Source organism: Rugosimonospora acidiphila (assembly GCF_039543385.1).
In the GTDB taxonomy this organism is placed as follows: domain Bacteria; phylum Actinomycetota; class Actinomycetes; order Mycobacteriales; family Micromonosporaceae; genus Rugosimonospora; species Rugosimonospora acidiphila.
This window is the reverse complement of record NZ_BAABJQ010000005.1, coordinates 50,108-67,572: the sequence shown is the minus strand read 5'-3', so window position 1 is coordinate 67,572 and position 17,465 is coordinate 50,108. Positions and strand designations below refer to the sequence as shown.

At 70.5% G+C, this 17,465-nt stretch carries 15 protein-coding genes; 8 read left to right on the top strand and 7 right to left on the bottom strand.

What is annotated here, in order from left to right; translation table 11 throughout:
• Positions 1 to 8: 8 nt before the first annotated feature.
• Positions 9 to 2,642, bottom strand: coding sequence for a trehalose-phosphatase (gene otsB / locus ABEA87_RS10310; RefSeq protein WP_345628314.1), 2,634 nt, complete (start codon positions 2,640 to 2,642; stop codon positions 9 to 11).
• On the bottom strand, positions 2,639 to 4,069 hold the full coding sequence (locus ABEA87_RS10305) for an alpha,alpha-trehalose-phosphate synthase (UDP-forming) (protein ID WP_345628312.1): 1,431 nt from the start codon (positions 4,067 to 4,069) through the stop codon (positions 2,639 to 2,641). The genes otsB and ABEA87_RS10305 overlap by 4 nt, the downstream gene beginning before the upstream one ends.
• A gap of 306 nt (positions 4,070 to 4,375) precedes the next feature.
• Between ABEA87_RS10305 and ettA the strand changes: the two genes are divergently transcribed.
• The 5 genes from ettA (at position 4,376) to ABEA87_RS10280 (ending at position 8,230) form a co-directional block, all read left to right on the top strand.
• Positions 4,376 to 6,052, top strand: coding sequence for an energy-dependent translational throttle protein EttA (ettA, locus tag ABEA87_RS10300; protein ID WP_345628310.1), 1,677 nt, complete (start codon positions 4,376 to 4,378; stop codon positions 6,050 to 6,052).
• Positions 6,045 to 6,491, top strand: coding sequence for an acyl-CoA thioesterase (locus tag ABEA87_RS10295; RefSeq protein WP_345628308.1), 447 nt, complete (start codon positions 6,045 to 6,047; stop codon positions 6,489 to 6,491). Before ettA ends, ABEA87_RS10295 begins: the two co-directional genes overlap by 8 nt.
• Positions 6,488 to 6,886, top strand: coding sequence for an acyl-CoA thioesterase (locus tag ABEA87_RS10290; RefSeq protein ID WP_345628306.1), 399 nt, complete (start codon positions 6,488 to 6,490; stop codon positions 6,884 to 6,886). The genes ABEA87_RS10295 and ABEA87_RS10290 overlap by 4 nt, the downstream gene beginning before the upstream one ends.
• Before the next feature lie 5 nt (positions 6,887 to 6,891).
• Positions 6,892 to 7,533, top strand: coding sequence for a hypothetical protein (locus ABEA87_RS10285; protein ID WP_345628304.1), 642 nt, complete (start codon positions 6,892 to 6,894; stop codon positions 7,531 to 7,533).
• Between the two features lie 157 nt (positions 7,534 to 7,690).
• The gene (locus tag ABEA87_RS10280; protein ID WP_345628301.1) at positions 7,691 to 8,230 is read left to right on the top strand and encodes a type III secretion system chaperone family protein; all 540 of its coding nucleotides are present in this window, start codon (positions 7,691 to 7,693) and stop codon (positions 8,228 to 8,230) included.
• Between the two features lie 82 nt (positions 8,231 to 8,312).
• On the opposite strand, the gene ABEA87_RS10275 is transcribed toward ABEA87_RS10280, so the two are convergent.
• The 3 genes from ABEA87_RS10275 to ABEA87_RS10265 all read right to left on the bottom strand — a co-directional run bounded on the left by ABEA87_RS10275 (position 8,313) and on the right by ABEA87_RS10265 (position 11,445).
• On the bottom strand, positions 8,313 to 8,696 hold the full coding sequence (locus ABEA87_RS10275; protein ID WP_345628299.1) for a globin: 384 nt from the start codon (positions 8,694 to 8,696) through the stop codon (positions 8,313 to 8,315).
• An 82-nt stretch (positions 8,697 to 8,778) separates the two neighbouring features.
• Positions 8,779 to 10,149 (bottom strand): MFS transporter, encoded by a 1,371-nt coding sequence (locus ABEA87_RS10270; RefSeq protein WP_345628297.1) that lies wholly within the window; start codon positions 10,147 to 10,149, stop codon positions 8,779 to 8,781.
• Positions 10,150 to 10,347: 198 nt separating this feature from the next.
• Positions 10,348 to 11,445, bottom strand: a complete 1,098-nt coding sequence (locus tag ABEA87_RS10265) for a mechanosensitive ion channel family protein (protein WP_425570846.1) — start codon at positions 11,443 to 11,445, stop codon at positions 10,348 to 10,350.
• A gap of 247 nt (positions 11,446 to 11,692) precedes the next feature.
• Between ABEA87_RS10265 and ABEA87_RS10260 the strand changes: the two genes are divergently transcribed.
• Entirely contained in the window at positions 11,693 to 12,220 is a 528-nt protein-coding gene (locus tag ABEA87_RS10260) for an HNH endonuclease (protein WP_345628296.1), read from the top strand.
• Between the two features lie 107 nt (positions 12,221 to 12,327).
• On the opposite strand, the gene kynU is transcribed toward ABEA87_RS10260, so the two are convergent.
• Positions 12,328 to 13,674 (bottom strand): kynureninase, encoded by a 1,347-nt coding sequence (gene kynU / locus ABEA87_RS10255; protein ID WP_345628295.1) that lies wholly within the window; start codon positions 13,672 to 13,674, stop codon positions 12,328 to 12,330.
• Positions 13,675 to 13,789: 115 nt separating this feature from the next.
• On the opposite strand from kynU, the gene ctaJ reads away from it, so the two are divergent.
• Positions 13,790 to 14,107, top strand: coding sequence for an aa3-type cytochrome oxidase subunit CtaJ (gene ctaJ / locus ABEA87_RS10250; RefSeq protein WP_345628294.1), 318 nt, complete (start codon positions 13,790 to 13,792; stop codon positions 14,105 to 14,107).
• Positions 14,073 to 14,498 carry a DUF5130 family protein gene (locus ABEA87_RS10245; protein WP_345628293.1) on the top strand — a complete coding sequence of 142 codons (426 nt, stop codon included), beginning with the start codon at positions 14,073 to 14,075 and terminating at the stop codon, positions 14,496 to 14,498. The genes ctaJ and ABEA87_RS10245 overlap by 35 nt, the downstream gene beginning before the upstream one ends.
• 277 nt (positions 14,499 to 14,775) lie before the next feature.
• Here ABEA87_RS10245 and pepN read toward each other — a convergent pair whose 3' ends face one another.
• Positions 14,776 to 17,331, bottom strand: a complete 2,556-nt coding sequence (pepN, locus tag ABEA87_RS10240) for an aminopeptidase N (RefSeq protein WP_345628292.1) — start codon at positions 17,329 to 17,331, stop codon at positions 14,776 to 14,778.
• Between the last annotated feature and the right edge of the window lie 134 nt (positions 17,332 to 17,465).

The window sequence follows — 17,465 nt, the reverse complement described above, 5'->3', positions numbered from 1 at the left end:
CGGACCGGCTACTTGTTCAGCTCGGCGTCCAGCAGGATCGCGCAGCGGATCAGACCCAGGTGGCTGTACGCCTGCGGGTGGTTGCCCAGGCCGCGTTCGTTCTCCGGGTCGTACTGCTCGGGCAGCAGGCCGGTCGGGCCGGCGCAGTCGAGCATCTGCTCGAACAGCTCCTCGGCGTCGGCCCGGCGCCCGGTGCGCAGGTACGCCTCGATCATCCACGCGGCGCAGATGTGGAAGCCGCCCTCGACGCCCGGCAGCCCGTCGTCCCACTTGTACCGGTAGACGGTCGGCCCGCTGCGCAGCTCGGCCTCGATGGCCAGCACCGTGGACAGGAACCGGGGATCGTCGTCGGCGAGCAGGCCGGACAGCCCGATCCACAGGGACGACGCGTCCATCTCCGGACTGCCGTAGGCGACGCTGTACGCGCCGGCCTCCTCGTGCCAGCCGTGCTCCAGCACGTTCGCGCCGATCCGGTCGCGCAGCTCCGTCCACTCCGGACGGTCCTCGCCCAGGTACTCGCGGGACAGGTGCACCGCCCGGTCCACCGTCAGCCAGCACATCACCTTGGAGTACACATGGTGGCGCGGCGCGAGGCGGGCCTCCCACAGCCCGTGGTCCGGTTCGTGCCACCGGCGCTCGACGGCGGAGACCATCGACTCCAGGACCCGCCACTCCTCGTCGCGTACCGAACCGCGCACCCCCGCGACGCCGGCGATGAGGTCGGCGATCGGGCCGAACACGTCCAGCTGCAGCTGCCGGTTGGCCACGTTGCCGATACGCACCGGCCGTGAGCCGGCGTAGCCGGGCAGCGTCTCGATGACCGCCTCGGGGCCCAGGTCCCAACCGTCCACCGTGTACAGAGGGTGCAGCCGCTCGGGGTGCCCGCCGGTGCGCTCCGTGCACCGGTCCACCCAGCCGAGGAACGCCTCCGCCTCGTCGATCGAGCCCAGGTCCACCAGCGCCCGCGCGGTCATCGCCGCGTCGCGCAGCCAGCAGTACCGGTAGTCCCAGTTGCGCACCCCGCCGATCGTCTCGGGCAGCGAGCTGGTCGCGGCGGCGACGATCGAACCGGACGGCTGGTGCACCAGTCCGCGCAGGGTCAGCGCGCTGCGCAGCACCTGGTCCCGGGCGACCGCGGGCAGGTTGAGCGAGCCCGCCCAGGCGCTCCAGTCCTTCTCCACCCGGTCCTGCCGGACCTCCAGCGGCTCGTCCCACGCGCGTAGCCCGTGCGTGCCGCAGCGCAGCTCCAGCACGCACTGCCCGCCCATGGCGGCCAGGTCGATCTCGGCGCGGGCGGAGTCGTGACCGCCGTCGTCGAAGACCTCCCACTCGACGCCCGGCGAGTACAGCGCCATCGGCTCGTTGGAGCCCAGCACGAGCAGGCCGTCGCCGAGCGGCTGGAGCCGGATGGTCACCTGACCGAACTCGGGCCGCGGCGCGAACGTCACCTTGGCCTTGTGCTTGCCGGTCAGCGTGCGCACCAGCGACGTCGACTCGGGCGCCTCCTCGTTGTCGCCGGGAGGTACGCCGACGTCCAGCCAGTCCGTCACGTACAGGCCGGACCACCGGGTTTCCACGGTCATGGTGCCGGGCCGGTACCGCTGGCCCAGCGGGATGCGCGACTGCCCGTCGGCCGGGCGGATGGAGAAGTGTCCGGCCGGCGCGCCGCCCAGCAGGTCGGCGAAGACCGCCGAGGAGTCCGGGTTCGGGTGGCACAGCCAGGTCACCGTGGCGTCCGGGGTGAGCAGGGCGACGGTGCGGCCGTTGGCCAGCATGGTGTGCCGCTCGATCGGGGTGGCCCGCTCGCCGAACAGCCAGCTGCGCCTGGTCTCCAGCAGCAGGGCGAGCACCCGCACCGCGTCGATCGGCTCGCCCACCCGGAAACCGGCCCGGGTCTGGCCAGGGCCGATCTTGATGCCCACGTCCGGCCCGTGCAGCTGCTTGAACGCGTTCTCGTCGGTCACGTCGTCACCGACGAACAGCACGGCGCTGGCCGAGATCTGCTGGCGCAGCTGGTCGATGGCGGTGCCCTTGTGCGTGGCCAGCACCAGCAGCTCGATGACCCGCTTGCCCTGGGTGACGGTCACGCCCTGCCACGTCGCCGGGCCGGCCAGGATCGCCTCGTTCACCGAGGCGGAGACCTCGGCCGACGCGGTGCGGGTGTGCACCGCGATGCTCGCCGGCTTCGGCTCCAGGCGTACCCCGGGCCGGTCCGCGACGATCTCCTCGATCGCCTTCTGCAGCCGGGTGCGCAGCTCGACCAGTTCCGGCGCCAGGCGCTGGACGAAGCCGATGTCGAACTCGGAGCCGTGGCTGCCCACCAGGTGGACTTCGCTGGGTAGTCGGGACAGCGTGGCCAGGTCGCGCAGCGCTCGCCCGGACACCACCGCGACCGTGGTCTGCGGCAGTGCGGCCAGCGCCCGGACGGCGGCGACCGCCTCGGGCAGCGGTACCGCCTGGGACGGGTCCTCCACGATCGGCGCCAGGGTGCCGTCGTAGTCACAGGCGACCAGCAGCTGCGGCATGCGGGCGATGCGACCTATCGCTCTGCGAAGGTCGGCGTCCATCCGCTCGCTTGCCTCGGCGGCGCCAACGATTGAGGTGCCGCCGGCAATCGGGCGGACCTCAGCGTTCCCGCTCACACAGTTCCTTCCGGGGGGTTGGGCAGCACCGTGGTTGGCACGCCCAGCGCCGACAGGAACGAGTTGGCCCAATGCCGCACGTCGTGGGCCCGCAGGTGCCGGCGCATGGCGCGCATGCGCCGGGCCGCCTCGGACTGGTCGACGTGTACCGCCCGGAGTAGTGAGTCCTTCACGCTCTGCAGGTCGTGCGGGTTGCACAGGAACGCCTGCCTCAGCTCGCCGGCGGCGCCGGCGAATTCGGACAGCACCAACGCGCCGCCGAGGTCCACTCGGGCGGCGACATACTCCTTGGCCACCAAGTTCATGCCATCTCGCAGGGGAGTCACCATCATCACGTCGGCCGCGCAGTAAAGCGCGACCAGTTCGCTGCGACTGTACGACTGATGAAGGTAGTGCACGGCGGGCACTCCGACGCGCCCATAGTCCCCGTTGATGCGACCAACCTCGCGCTCGACTTTGACCCGCAGCACCTGATAGTGCTCAACCCGTTCCCGGCTCGGCGTCGCCACCTGCACCATCACGGTTTCGGGCACCGAGAGCCGGTCCTCGGCGAGCAGTTCGCGGTATGCCTTGAAGCGCTGTTCTATCCCCTTGGTGTAGTCAAGCCGGTCCACGCCGAGAATGACCGTCTTTGGCTCGCCCAGCTCCGCCCGGATCTGCTCGGCCCGCGCCCGGACCAGCGGGCTGGCGGCCAGCCCCTCGATCTCGGCCACGTCGATGGAGATGGGGAAGGCCGCGGCGTGCACGATCCGGCCGTCCACCTCGACGCCGGCGCCGCGCGGCCGCATCCCCAGCAGGTGCCGGGTCAGGCGCAGGAAATTCTGCGCCGCCAGGGGGCGCTGGAAGCCGACGAGATCGGCGCCGAGCAGCCCGCGCAGGATTTCCGCCCGCCGCGGCAGCTGCATGAACAGCTCGACGGGCGGGAACGGGATGTGCAGGAAGAATCCGATCTTGAGGTCGGGGCGAAGTGCCCGCAGCATCGCCGGCACCAGTTGCAGCTGGTAATCCTGCACCCACACCGTGCCGCCCTCGGCGGCCTGGTCGGCGGTGGCCTCGGCGAACCGCTGGTTGACCCGGCGGTAGGACTCCCACCAGCTGCGCCGGTAGGCCGGCGTCTCGATCGCGTCGTGGTAGAGCGGCCACAGGCTGGAGTTCGAGAATCCCTCGTAGTAGCGCTCGACCTCGTCGGTACTCAGGTTGACCGGCCGCAATCGCATGCCGTCCAGCTCAAACGGCTGCGGGGTGGGATCGTCCGGCCCGGCGGCGTTGCCCGGCCAGCCCACCCAGGTGCCGTGTTGCGCGGCGAGCACTGGGTGCAGGGCGGTCACCAGGCCGCCGGGGCTGCGACGCCAGGATCGCCCGCCGGCGGTGGTGACCTCGTCGACCGGTAGGCGGTTGGCGACCACCACAAACGAGCTACGTTCCACGTGTTCCCTCCGGCCGGTCTACCACGGCTTGGTAACGAAGCCTACTTGACGCCGTTGAACCGGCATTGTCGCGCTGCGTTTCAGGAGCGTGACAGCGTGGCGTCGGGCGAATGAAGGCTGGCCGGCGGCCCCGCGACGCTCGGCGATCGGCTCGTGACGGCCGACCGTACCCTCGCCGTCGCCGGCCGGCACGCCGGTACGACCCGGGGTGGGCGGTTCGACGCCAACCTGGGAGTATTGATATGACGGCGCGGGCCTCGACGGGCTTGGCGCGACAATCATGATCAGGCGGAGGTAGGCCGCACCGTGGCCCAGTTTATCTACACGCTAGAAAAGGCCCGAAAGGCCCACGGCGACAAGGTTGTCCTCGACAACGTGACGATCAACTTCCTGCCGGGCGCCAAGATCGGTGTGGTCGGCCCGAATGGCGCCGGCAAGTCCAGCCTGCTCAAGATCATGGCCGGGCTGGACCAGCCCAGCAACGGCGAGGCCCGGCTGATGCCGGGGTACACCGTGGGGCTGCTGGCCCAGGAGCCGCCGCTCAACGACGCGAAGACCGTCCTCGGCAACATCGAGGAGGCGGTCGCCGAGACCAAGGCCCAGCTCGAGCGGTTCAACAAGGTCGCCGAGCAGCTGGCGACGGACTACTCCGACGAGCTGATGGAGGAGATGGGCCGGCTCCAGGAGGAGCTGGACCACGCCGACGCCTGGGACGTCGACTCCAAGCTCGCGCTGGCCATGGACGCGCTGCGCTGCCCGCCGCCGGACGCCGACGTGACCCAGCTCTCCGGTGGTGAGCGCCGCCGGGTCGCGCTGTGCAAGCTGCTGCTGGAGCAGCCCGATCTGCTGCTGCTCGACGAGCCCACCAACCACCTGGACGCGGAGAGCGTGCAGTGGCTGGAGCAGCACCTCGCCAAGTACCCGGGCACGGTCATCGCCATCACCCACGACCGGTACTTCCTGGACAACGTGGCCGAGTGGATTCTCGAGCTGGACCGCGGCCACGCCTACCCGTACGAGGGCAACTACTCCACGTACCTGGACAAGAAGGCGGCCCGCCTGGCGGTGCAGGGGCGCAAGGACGCGAAGCTGCAGCGGCGGCTGACCGAGGAGTTGGAGTGGGTGCGCTCCAACCCGAAGGCGCGCCAGGCCAAGTCGAAGGCCCGTCTGCAGCGGTACGACGAGATGGCCAGCGAGGCGGAGAAGACGCGCAAGCTCGACTTCGAGGAGATCCAGATCCCGCCGGGCCCCCGGCTGGGCAACACGGTCATCGAGGCGAACGACCTCACCAAGGGCTTCGATGGCCGGGTCCTCATCGGTCACCTGAACTTCTCGCTGCCCCGCAACGGCATCGTCGGCATCATCGGCCCGAACGGCGTCGGAAAGACGACACTTTTCAAGACCATCGTCGGGTTCGAGCAGCCGGACTCCGGCGCGGTCAAGATCGGTGAGACCGTCGAGCTGTCCTATGTGGACCAGAGCCGGGCCGGCCTCGACGGCAAGAAGACCGTCTGGGAGCTGGTCTCCGACGGCCTGGACCACCTGATGGTCGGCAAGGTCGAGATGCCGTCCCGCGCGTACGTGGCGGCATTCGGTTTCAAGGGCCCGGACCAGCAGAAGCCGGTCGGGGTGCTGTCCGGCGGCGAGCGCAACCGGCTCAACCTGGCGCTGACCCTGAAGATCGGCGGCAACGTCATCCTGCTCGACGAGCCGACCAACGACCTGGACGTGGAGACCCTGTCCAGCCTGGAGAACGCGTTGCTGGAGTTCCCGGGCTGCGCGGTGGTCATCTCGCACGACCGGATGTTCCTCGACCGCGTGGCCACGCACATCCTGGCCTGGGAGGGCGACGACAAAGACTCGGCAAAGTGGTTCTGGTTCGAGGGAAACTTCGAGGCGTACGAGAAGAACAAGGTCGAGCGGCTCGGTGCCGAGGCGGCGCGACCGCACTCGGTCACCTACCGCAAGCTGACGCGTGACTGATCCGGGGCCCTTCGACGGCGACGGGACCGCGCGGGGCGGGACGGCCAGCCACCTGGCGCAGGTGAGGTGGTCCGACCCGGACACCATGGGCCATGTCAACCACGCGCGGTACCTGTCGTACTTCGAGGACGCCCGGATGGCGCTGCTGGCCCGTTCGCCGACCCGGGTACCGGGCGGTCCCGGCCATCGGGGCTGCATAGCGGCCCGGGTGGCGGTGGACTACCTGGCGCAGGTGACCTTCCGGCCCGACCTGATGCTGCGCGTGGACACCGTGGTCACCAGGATCGGCACCTCGTCCTGGAGCCTGCGCCAGGACCTGTACGCGGATGGGCCCGACCCGGTGGCGCGCTGCGAGTGCGTCATGGTGACCTACGACTACGCGGCCGGCAGGTCGCGACCGATGGACGACGACGAGCGCGGATTCTGGGCGGCACTGTGAGGTTCGTGTACCAATGTCCTGTCCGGTGGTCGGACATGGACGTGTTCGGTCATGTGAACAATGCTCGGTTCCTCACCCTGTACGAGGAGGCCCGGGTGGCGCTGATGTTCATCGGCGCCCGCGAGCGTGGGCTGAACTCGTTCGCGGAGGGCGTGGTCATCTCCCGGCACGAGGTCGACTACCTGCGGCCGGTGGACTACACCGACCCGGTGCGCATCGAGCTGTGGATGGAGGACATCCGGCCGAGCCGGTTCGTGGTCGCGTACGAACTGTTCGAGGGTGACCAGGTGGCGAGCCGTGCACGCTCGGTGTGCGTGCCGTTCGACCTCGCCAACCAGCGGCCCCGCCGGCTGAGCGAGCCGGAGCGGGACTTTCTGACCCCTTGGCAAGGGTGAACTAGGTGAACGGGGTGGACCGGCCGGCGGCCGTCGCGGGCCTGCGCGTCGCCGAGGCCGGCCCGTTCCTGGCCCGCCTGACCCGGCTCGATCCGGCCGCGCTGGTGCGGCTGCGCCCGGCCGCCGCGGGCGCGGTGGCGCTGTGGGGCCGGGTGCCGTGGGGGGTGCTGGTCGCCCGTACCGTCGCCGGGGCCGTGGCCGGGGACCTCACGGTACCGGCGACGGCCCTGCTCGAGCGGATGTCGGCGGGCCGGGTCGACCTGCCCGCCCGGCGCGACCACGACTGGCGCTGGCCGGTGCCGCCGACCTCCGGCGAGGTGGTCGAGTCGGTGCCCGTCGCCGAGTTGCTCCGGCTCGGTCAGGCCGCCGCCGAGACCCTGCGCTCGACCCGTGGCCGGGTCGGCGAGCGGGTGCTGCGCGATGCCCTGCTGGAGCACGTGGCGATCGCGGTGGAGGCCGCGGACGGCGCGGCCGTCGAGGTGCGCCAGGGGGTCGTGCAAGCCGTGCTGCGGATGGGGCTGGTGACTACCGATGGGGACGGTGTGGCCACGGTTCGTACCGTAGGAAATTGGGTTGGATTGGCCACTGCCCACGGCGAAGGTTGGCAGCAAACTGGGGCAAACCTCGCGGTGCGCATCGTCCGTTAAAGCGATTTGGATATCCGAACGGATGAGGGGCTAGTGGCCCATCGGTTTCCTGCGTAGCATTCGGTTTCGCCGTGATACATCCGTCCGGGTAGCGTCGAGCCCCTGGGTCTGCGCACCGTCAGCGCGCGGACACTTTGCGAAGCGAGGAGTTCGGGACATGTCGTGGTGGCCCAAGCGGGGAGGTCAGGCCGGAGACGGGGGTGCGTCGGCGAGTGGGGGTGACGTGGATCTGCGCGTCGAGCTTCCCGCCCAGCGCGCGCCCGAACCCGCCGAGACGCTCGTCGCGGCGGTCGACATGGCGCGGCTGGGTGCCGCGCTGGACCGCCTGGAGATTCGGTACCTGACCGATGGCGATGGCAGCTTGCTCGCCATGTGGGAGCGCCACGCCGTGCTGTTCACGCTCGAGGGTCCGGACGACGAGATCCTGGTCATCCGCGCCCGGCCGCACGGCACGGTGCCGCCGGACTGGGCCGACCGTGCCTACCGGGTGGTCAACGAGTGGAACCACTCGCGCCGGTTCTGCAAGGCATACGTGGGCGACCCGACCGAGCGCGGGCAGTTGCCGATCTACGCGGAGATGCAGGTCCCGCTGATCTCGGGAGCGCACGACGCCCTGCTGGTGGAGCTGATCGACTGCGCCGCGGCGGTGGCGGTGGCGTTCGTCGACTGGATTCACGACGAGGGCGGCCTGCTCTGACGGCCGTCGGTGCCCCGCCGGCCGCTGGTGCCCCAGCGGCCCCGGTGCTCTGACGCCGGCCGCCGCCGGCGAGCGGTCGCCCCTATTCCTCCATCGAGTTGACCATGAACATCGCCGCGCGTTCCAGGTACTCCCAGAGCGTGGCCTCCTGCTCCGCAGGCAGGTTGAGCGTGTCCACCGCGTGACGCATGTGCAGCAGCCAGGCGTCCCGCTGCCGGGGCCCGACCGTGAAGGGCGCGTGCCTCATCCGCAGGCGCGGGTGGCCCCGCTGCTCCGAGTAGGTGCCGGGACCGCCCCAGTACTGGATGAGGAACATCCGTAGCCGGTCGGCGGCCGGGCCGAGGTCCTGCTCCGGGTACATCGGGCGCAACAGCGGATCGTTCGCGACGCCCGCGTAGAACTCCTCGACGAGCTTGCGGAAGGTCGGCTCCCCGCCGACCGCCTCGTAGAAGCCCGGATCGCTCACGACCGCTCCCCGTCACGCAGCTGTTGCTTGCTCATGCCAACAATCCTGCCAGCGCCGCGAGCGGGGCTGTATGGGGGCTCGCTCACATCGACTTGGCCGCCCGGGGCGCGATGGACGGGACCACGTCGTCGGCCGGTGGCCGCTGCCCGGCCACGTTCGCCTGTACCGCGACCGCCGCCTCTGCCTCGGCGTTCGCGGCGCGGGTTCTCGCGATGGCCTCGCTGAATTCGTGCTGGGACGGCCACAGGGTGCTGACCGAGAGCATCAGCACCGCGCCGAAGACGCTCCAGCCGCCGACCACGGTCGACAGGTCGAAGCGGGACGCGAGCAGCCCGGTCAGCACCACGCCGGTGCCCTGCACGAGCTGCAGGCCGCTCTGCATGATGCCGAAGCTGCGGGCCCGGTAGGCGTTCGGAAGCACCTGCACGAACAGCCCGTTGGCGGCCGGGACTATCCCGGCCAGGCACGCGCCGCAGATCCCGGCCAGGACGGCGACCATGATCGTGTCAGGCCGGAACAGCGATGGGATCAGCGCGACCGGCGCGAGCACGCAGAAGGGCCGGATGAGCCGGCGACGCGTGTCGGGCGGCACCAGCCTGCCGATCAGCAGGCCGGCGACGAGATAGCCGAGTGGATTGGCGATCATGATGATGCCCTGCGCCAGCCCCCGGTGGGTCGTGTTGGTCTCCAGCGTGGCCGCCCAGGCCGCGGCGAGACCCTCCGGGACGACCGTGAACAGGTGGGCGGTCAGCACCACTATCGCTATCGCGCGCAGGGACTGGGTGCCGAAGACGAGCCGGAAACCCTCGCCGGTCTCTCGCAGCAGGTGGCGGCGTTGCTCCGAGCGCAGTGCGGCCGGCCGGCGCAGGACGCCGACCCTGGTCATGAAGGCGGAGAACGCGAAGGTGCCCGCGTCCACGAGCAGCGCCGCGTGCGGGTGCCCGGAGGCGAGCGCCGCGCCGATCATGTACCCGATCAGCTGAGCGCCCTGGTTGGCGGCGTTCTGCAGGGACACGCCAACCACGTATCGGTCGCCGGTAAGGATCTGGGGCAGCAGCGCGGAGCGGGCGGCGTCGAACGGCGGGTTGAACAGCGAGGTGAGGAAGAGCAGGACCAGCATGGCCGGGATCGGCATCCGGGGCACGGCGACCAGCGCGATCAACACCATTCGGGTCAGATCGGCGATGATCATTATGTTCCGTTGCGGATACCGCTCGGCGATCGCGGCCAGGATGGGGCCACCGGCCACCCAGGGAAGAAAGCTGATCGCGAAGGTGGCGGCCGACGCGACAACCGACTGGGTCTGGTTGTAGACCAGCGCGGTGACGGCGGCCTTGGCCAGCGAATCGCCGATCCAGGACAGGGCGCTGGCTGAGAAAACGGCCCGGTATTCGGTGCTGGAGAAGGCCTCGCGGAAGGTCGCCGATCTTTCGACATGCGACTCGTCAGACACCGGCACCCTCCCCTCCATCGATGGTGTCGGGCCGGTGGTCTGATCCGAATTCTGCCCGATCATCCGAGTTCACGCTAGTGCGAACGGATGATATGCCGGTCACGCAGCTGAACGAACGGACGATATACGACTAACCGCATGTTGCGCGACCCACGACAGCCGGTTATCGCTCCCGGCGCGATAGTGTCCGTTCGTCGGTCAATCGGTGGCGCCGGGCGCCACCTCGCCGCCGGCGGAGCCGCTACCAGCATCGATGGCGCCGACGGCCGAGTCGGAGACCTCGGCGTCGGCGGGGTCGCGCTCGCCGGCCTGACTCACGATCGCCGGGCGTAGATACAGTCGACTGGCGGACAGCTGTCCGGAGATGCCGCCCTCGGCCAACGCCTCGGTCAGCCGGCGGCGCAGTTCCCGGCCGACCCGGTACTGCGCCTCCGACGACGTCTTCACGCTGGTCCGCAGGACCGCGCCCTCCACGGTTATCTGCTCGACGCCGAGCACCTCGGGCGGCTCGATCAACAGGTCCCGCCACCGCGGATCTTCGGCCATCCCCCGCGCGGCGGCCCGGAGCAGTTCCACCGACTGGTCGACGCGGTCGTAGTCGACGGTCACGTCGACCAGCACGACGGCCCAGCCCTGGCTCTTGTTGCCGACCCGGACGATCTCTCCGTTCCGGATGTACCAGAGCACTCCCCGGGCGTCCCTAATGGTGGTGATTCGGAGGCCGACCGACTCGACCGTTCCGCTGGCCTCCCCGACGTCGATCACGTCGCCGACCCCGTACTGATCCTCCAGAAGCATGAACAGCCCGGCGATCAGATCCTTCACCAGGGTCTGCGCGCCGAAGCCGATGGCCACCCCGACGATGCCCGCACTGGCCAGCAGCGGCGCCAGGTCGACGCCGATCTCCCGCAGGATCATCAGGGTGGCGATGGAGAAGACCGAGGTGGTCGCGAAGCTGCGCAGCACCGAGCCGACCGCCTCGGCCCGCTGCCGGCGCCGCTCCGGGAACAGCAGCGCGTCGGGCTGCGACGAACCGGGCAGCCGGTCCTTGATCGGCCGGAGAGCGGTCGGCACCGCGCCGCGGGAGGTGCTGCGGACCAGCCGGTTGATCGCCCGGTGCAGCAGGAACCGGGCGAACATCGCGACGACCACGATCGCCAGGATGGACAGCGGCTTGACCAGGAACCAGTAGCTGCCCGCCGCCAGGAACCGGTTGTGGGTCGTGTTGAACACCCAGTGGCACACGTCGTTCGCGGTGGCGCAGTCCGGTGTCGGGGAGATCGGCCCGATGGGCACCTGTACCGGGAGGGACAGCCAGTCAGTCACGCCTGACTTAGTACCGCATGATCGCCTGCGGAGGGGGGATCAACCCGGCGGAACAACCGGACGAACCGGGCGCCGGTCCACGGATTGGCAGGTAAGCCCTGGTCTTGGCCCGCGAACCTTCACGCGGGAGACATTATTAATACGTGCAATTGCGCGATCTATCGGGGACCATTGGCCCACGGGAACTGTTCCGGGTCCGGCGAAGAGGGTGAGTCCGATGCCTGACATACGACGCGCAGTCAGCTCGACCGCGTTGGTCCTCAACCAGACGTACGAGCCGCTGTGTGTCGTGTCAGTGCGCCGCGCCGCCATCCTTCTGCTCGCCGCCAAGGCGGTGTGCGTGGCGGATGGTGACGGCTTCCTGCACAGTGCCCGGGAGGAACTCCCGGTGCCGTTGGTCATCCGGCTGACCCGCTACGTCCGGGTACCTTACCGTGCTCACGTCGGCCTGTCGCGCCGGGCTATCTTCGCCCGGGACGGCTGGCGGTGTGCGTACTGCAAGGGCCCGGCGGAGACTATAGATCATGTGTTGCCCCGCAGTCGGGGCGGCCGGCACGCTTGGGAGAACGTGGTGGCCGCCTGCGCCCGGTGCAACCACACCAAAGGGGACCGCACGCCCGCCGAGCTGGGTTGGCGCCTGCACGCGACCCTGGCCGCGCCGAAGGGCCTGGCCTGGCGGGTGCTCGGCCACCGGACCCCGGACCCGCGCTGGGCGGACTGGCTGGACCTCCCCAGAGCCGCCTGAGCCGTTCGTTGGCGAGGCCGAGCACAGGCCACAGGGTGCACCGCCTGAGCGCAGCCGCAGCCGCGGCATGGCACCGCGTGGTCAGTACCCGTTCGGGCGACGCCCGATCAGGTGACGCGCGACCGCTGCGTCGGGAACCCCTCGTGCCGTCCGGAGGCGACGATCTCGCGTAGCCGGGCGGCCGCGACGTACAGCTCGCCGAAGGTCGTATACAGCGGCGCGACGCCGAGCCGCAGCCGGTCCGGGGTGCGGAAGTCCGGGATCACCCGCTCCTGGATCAACGCCTGGCACACCTGCCACGCCTGCGGGTGGTGCAGCGTGACGTGTGCCCCGCGCTCGGCGGCCGCGCGCGGGGAGGCCAGTTGGAACCCGAGGGGCACCAGCCAGGCGTCGGCGAGCTCGATCAGATAGCCGGTCAGTGCCCGGGCCTTCGCCGCGATCGCCTCGATCCCCGCCTCGGCGGACAGCCGTGCGCCCTCCAGCGCCGCGTACCCGCCGAGCACGGGCGGGGTGCCGACCAGGAACCGTTCGATGCCGTCCGCCGGGCGGTACCGGCCGGCCATGTCGAACTGGTCGGTCTGGCCGAACCAGCCCCAGATCGGCTGGCGGAGCCGGGGTTGCAGATCGCGCCGGACGTAGAGGAACGCGGGCGCCCCGGGGCCGCCGTTGAGGTGCTTGTACGTGCAGCCGGTGGCCAGGTCCACGCCCGCCGCGCCCAGCCCGACGGGTACCGAGCCGGCGGAGTGCGACAGGTCCCAGAGCACCAGCGCCCCGGCCTGGTGCGCGGCCTCCGTGATCCCGGCCAGGTCAGCGATCGCCCCCGACCGGTACGCGACGTGCGACAGGCAGACCAGCGCGACGTCCTCGCCGAGCGCCGCCCGGACGGCGTCGGGGCTCACGCCCCGGTCCGGGTCGCTGGGCAGGACCCGCAGGTCGAGGTCGCCGGCCTCGGCGAGCCCCTGCAACAGGTACTGATCGGTGGGGAAGTTGTCGTCGTCGGTGAGCACCGTCCGCCGGCCCGGCCTCGCGCGCAGCGCCGCGGCGGCCAGCTTGTACAGGTTGACGCTGGTGGAGTCGGAGAGCGTCACCTCGCCCGGCTCGGCCCCGATCAGCCCGGCGATCACGTCGCCGGCCCGCCGCCCCAGCTCGATCCATCGGCTCCAGCCGCGGATCAGGTCCTCGCCCCACTCCACATCGATCACCTGACGCAGGCGGTCGCGGGTCGCCTTCGGCAGCCGGCCCAGCGAGTTGCCGTCCAGATAGACGGTGTCGGGGTCGGAGATCACGAACCGGTCCCGGTACCCGGCCAGCGGGTCCTCGGCGTCCAGTCTCCGGGCGCGGGCCAGCAGGTCGTCCGGGCCCCGTGACTGGCCCGGTACGCCGGCCGGCACCTGCGCCGGATCCTCCGCAACCGGTACCCGCGGCGTGCCGCCCGGTCGGCGATCATCTCCCATCCCGTCACCGTAGCGGCCTGCCAGGCCCGCAACGGCACCCGGCCGCGTGCAGCGCGCTGCTTTCCGCTACCGTTGATCCGTCCCATGGTTCCTCTGACGCCTGGGGGCGTTGAGCTTGTCCATCACACAGACGGCGCTGGTCTTCGCCGGCATACCGATCGTGGTGATCGCCGCGGTCTTCGCACTCGTGTACGGCACGAGCGCGCGCCGAAGCAGCAAGCGTTACCGGCCGGGACGGCCGTTCACGTTCACTCCGGTCTGGTTCCTTGCCGCACCCGAACGGGTGATCGGCGAGGGTCCGGGCGCTACCGAGCTGCCCGCCGCGCACCGGCCCACGCTGCCCGCCGGCCCACTGCTGGCCCAGGCCGCGGACGCGCCGGCCACGGCGACCGCCGTCCATGGTGAGACTGGAGGCGCAAGTGACAGCTGGTAACAGTACGAAGCTGACCGACCGGCCGGGCGTGCTGGACGGACCGTTCAACACCCCGCAGTTGCTGCGTCTCGACGAGGCGCTGCGGTTGGCTGACCGGTCCACCGGGCTGATCTTCAGCGTGTACGTCGGCGATCTCGACGAGCCGACCCGTGGGCACGCGGAGAAGCTGCATGAGCAGCTGGCCGACCCGGATAGCGCCGTGATCGTCGCGGTCTCCCCCAACCAGAGGCTGTTGGAGATCGTCACCGGTACCGTGGCCCGCAAGCGCATCCCGGATCGCGCCGCCAAGCTCGCGGCCCTCTCGATGGCCGCGGCCTTCGGCGGCGGCGACCTCGCCGGAGGCATCGTCGCCGGGCTCGCCCAGCTCGTGGAGCAGGCCGGCAAGTCCTGAGTGGACCGGCGCGTCCCGAGCCGGCCGGCGTGTCCACACCCGAGCCGGGCCGGGCGGCGCCCTGCCGCGCCGCGGCCCCGGTCACACTGCGCGGCGACGAGAAACCGCCGCGCGCGACAGCCGGGGAATCAGACCGACGCGGCCCGCCCCCCAAATGATCGTCAAGAACCACCGGCGGCGGCCGGCCCCTCCGGGCCGGCCGCCGCCGTCTGTCGTATCCCCGCGGGTCAGGCCGCAGCCGAGCCGTTAGGCCGCGGTCGGGCCTTCCGCCCCGCGGTCAGGCCGCGGCCGAATCCTTGGCGCGCGCCCGCAACGCCCGGGCGACGCCGTCCCGGCCCTCACCGATGAGCCGGCGCAACGGGGCCGGCTTGTCCGGATCGGACAGCCACGCGTCCGTCGCCTCGATGGTCTCGTCGCTGACGTGCATCGACGGGTACGCCAGCTCGACGAACTCCTGTGCCGGCTCGCTGTCCCGGGTGGCCCAGATCTGGTCCACCGCCTCGAAGTAGCGGGACACGTACGGCGCGGTCAACGCGAGCTGCGAGGAGTGCTGGAAGCCGAGGAGCAGGGCCCGCTGCAGCCAGTTGGGCAGCGCGTCAGGTCCGGTCAGTCGGCGCCACGTCGTCTCCTTCGCCTCCGGCGTGGCCAGCAGCGCCGAGGCGACGGTGGCCTGCCGCTCCCCGCTGGCCGTGCGGTCGCGCTCCAGCTCGGCCTGGATCTCGGACTCGCCGATCCGGCCCCCGGCCGCCAGGGCCTGGACGAGCCGCCAGCGCAGCTCGGTGTCGATGGCCAGCCCCTCCGGCGCGTCGCCGTTCAGCCAATCCCGCAGCAGGTCGAGCTCGGCGTCCGAGCGGGCGGCCGAGGCGTACGCGCGGGCCCAGGCGAGCTGGAATCCGCTGCCCGGCTCCGCGTCGGCCATCGTGGCTCGTGCGGTCGCGGCCAGCAGCGCCCAGCCGACCGGCGCCCAACTCTGGTCCGCGTAGTAGGTCAGCGCGCCCTGCGCCTGGGACAGGCTGGCGGTGACAAGGCTGATGTCGCGCTCGGGTGGCAGCCCGTTGCAGACCAGGGCGACGTAGTCGCGCGCGGCCAACTCGCCGTCGCGGACCATGTCCCAGGCCGCTCCCCAGCACAGCGCGCGGGACAGCGAGTTGGACAGGCCGCTGATGTGGTTGACGACGGTGTCCATCGACCGCTCGTCCAGCCGCAGCTTGGCGTAGGACAGGTCGTCGTCGTTGAGCAGCAGCACGTCGGCGGCCGGCTTGCCGGCCAGCTGGGGAAGTTCGGTGCGCGGGCCGTTGACCGTCACCTCGATCAGCTCGCGGCGGATCAGGTTGGCGCCGACCAGGTCGTACAGGCCCACGCCGATCCGGTGGGTGCGCAGCGCCGGGTACTCCTCGGGAGCCTGCTGGAGGACCGCCACCGACGCGTAGGCGCCGTCGGCCCCGATCGAGAGCTCCGGCTGCAGGGTGTTGACCTGTGCGGTCTTCAGCCACTGCGCGGAGAACTCGCGCAGCTCCACGCCGGAGGCCGACTCCAGGGACGTGAGCAGGTCGTCAAAGGTGGCATTGCCCCAGGCGTGCCGGCCGAAGTAGTCCTGCAGCCCCTTGCGGAACGCGTCGATGCCGACGTACGCGACCAGCTGCTTGATCACGCTGGCGCCCTTGGCGTACGTGATGCCGTCGAAGTTCACCTCGACCGCCGCGACGTCGGGGATGTCGCTGTACACGGGGTGGGTCGAGGAGAGCTGATCCTGCCGGTAACCCCAGTTCTTGCGGATGGACAGGAAGGTGGTCCAGGCGTCGGTGAACCGGCTGGCGTTGGCGTTGCACCAGTGCGAGGCCCACTCCGCGAACGACTCGTTGAGCCACAGGTCATCCCACCACCGCATGGTGACCAGGTCGCCGAACCACATGTGGGCCATCTCGTGGGTGATCGTGTTGGCCCGGTTCTCGTACTCGTAGTCGGTCACCTGGGACCGGAAGATGTAGTGCTGCTCCGCGTGCACCACGCAGCCGAAGTTCTCCATGGCGCCGGCGTTGAACTCCGGTACGAACACCTGGTCGTACTTGGGCAGCGGGTACCGGATGCCGAACTGCTCGTTGAAGAAGTCGAAGCCCTGCTTGGTGACCAGGAAGAGGTTGTCCGCGTCGAGGTACTGGCGCATCGACTGCCGGCAGTACAGGCCGAGGTCGATGCCGTCGTGCTCCTCGCGGACCTCGTGGTAGGGGCCGGCGCACACCGCGGTGATGTACGTGCTCATCCGGACCGACTCGAGGAAGTGCCACGTCTTGGCGCCCTCGCCGGCGGCCTCGGTGCTGGCGAGGCGCGCGTTGGACACCACGGTCCAGTGCGCCGGCGCCGTGACATGCCAGGTGAACACCGACTTCAGGTCGGGCTGATCGAAACAGGCGTAGGTGCGCTGGGCATCGGCCGTCTCGAACTGGCTGTAGAGGTAGACCTCCTTGTCCACCGGGTCGACGCTGCGGTGCAGCCCTTGGCCGCTGTTCGAGTACGCGAACTCCGCCTCGATCACCAGCTGGTTGTCCGCGGCCAGGGCCGGCAGCACGAGGCCGCGATCGGACGACCATGCGGAGGTGTCCAACGGTTGCCCGTTGAGCGCCGCGGAGAGCAGTCGCTCGGCGGCCGCCTCGATGAAGGTGGTGGCGCCTGGCTCGGAGCAATGGAAGTCGACCCGGGTGGTGCAGCGGAACACCCGGTCGCCGGGGCCGCCCGTGCCATCGGTCAGGTCGAGCGTTATGTCATACCCGGTGACGTCGAGCAGCCGGGCACGCTCGATCGCTTCGACCTGGGTCAGGTTTCGTACTCCAGCCACTCGTCAAGTCTCCATCCGAACGGGTCGCGCTGTCTTCATTGGCAGCTCGGCTACGCCGCACGGTACCCGGGTCTCGGGTTCGGCGGCTCGCCGCGAGTGTCGCACGGACACTACGGTTGAACCAGAAGTGGTTC

Bases quoted from the DNA above. Each gene is read 5' to 3' on its own strand.
- ABEA87_RS10280 (WP_345628301.1), top strand. From the start codon at position 7,691: ATGTCGTGGTGGCCCAAGCGGGGAGGTCAGGCCGGAGACGGGGGTGCG.
- ABEA87_RS10260 (WP_345628296.1), top strand. From the start codon at position 11,693: ATGCCTGACATACGACGCGCAGTCAGCTCGACCGCGTTGGTCCTCAAC.
- kynU (WP_345628295.1), bottom strand. From the start codon at position 13,674: ATGGGAGATGATCGCCGACCGGGCGGCACGCCGCGGGTACCGGTTGCG.
- ABEA87_RS10245 (WP_345628293.1), top strand. From the start codon at position 14,073: ATGGTGAGACTGGAGGCGCAAGTGACAGCTGGTAACAGTACGAAGCTG.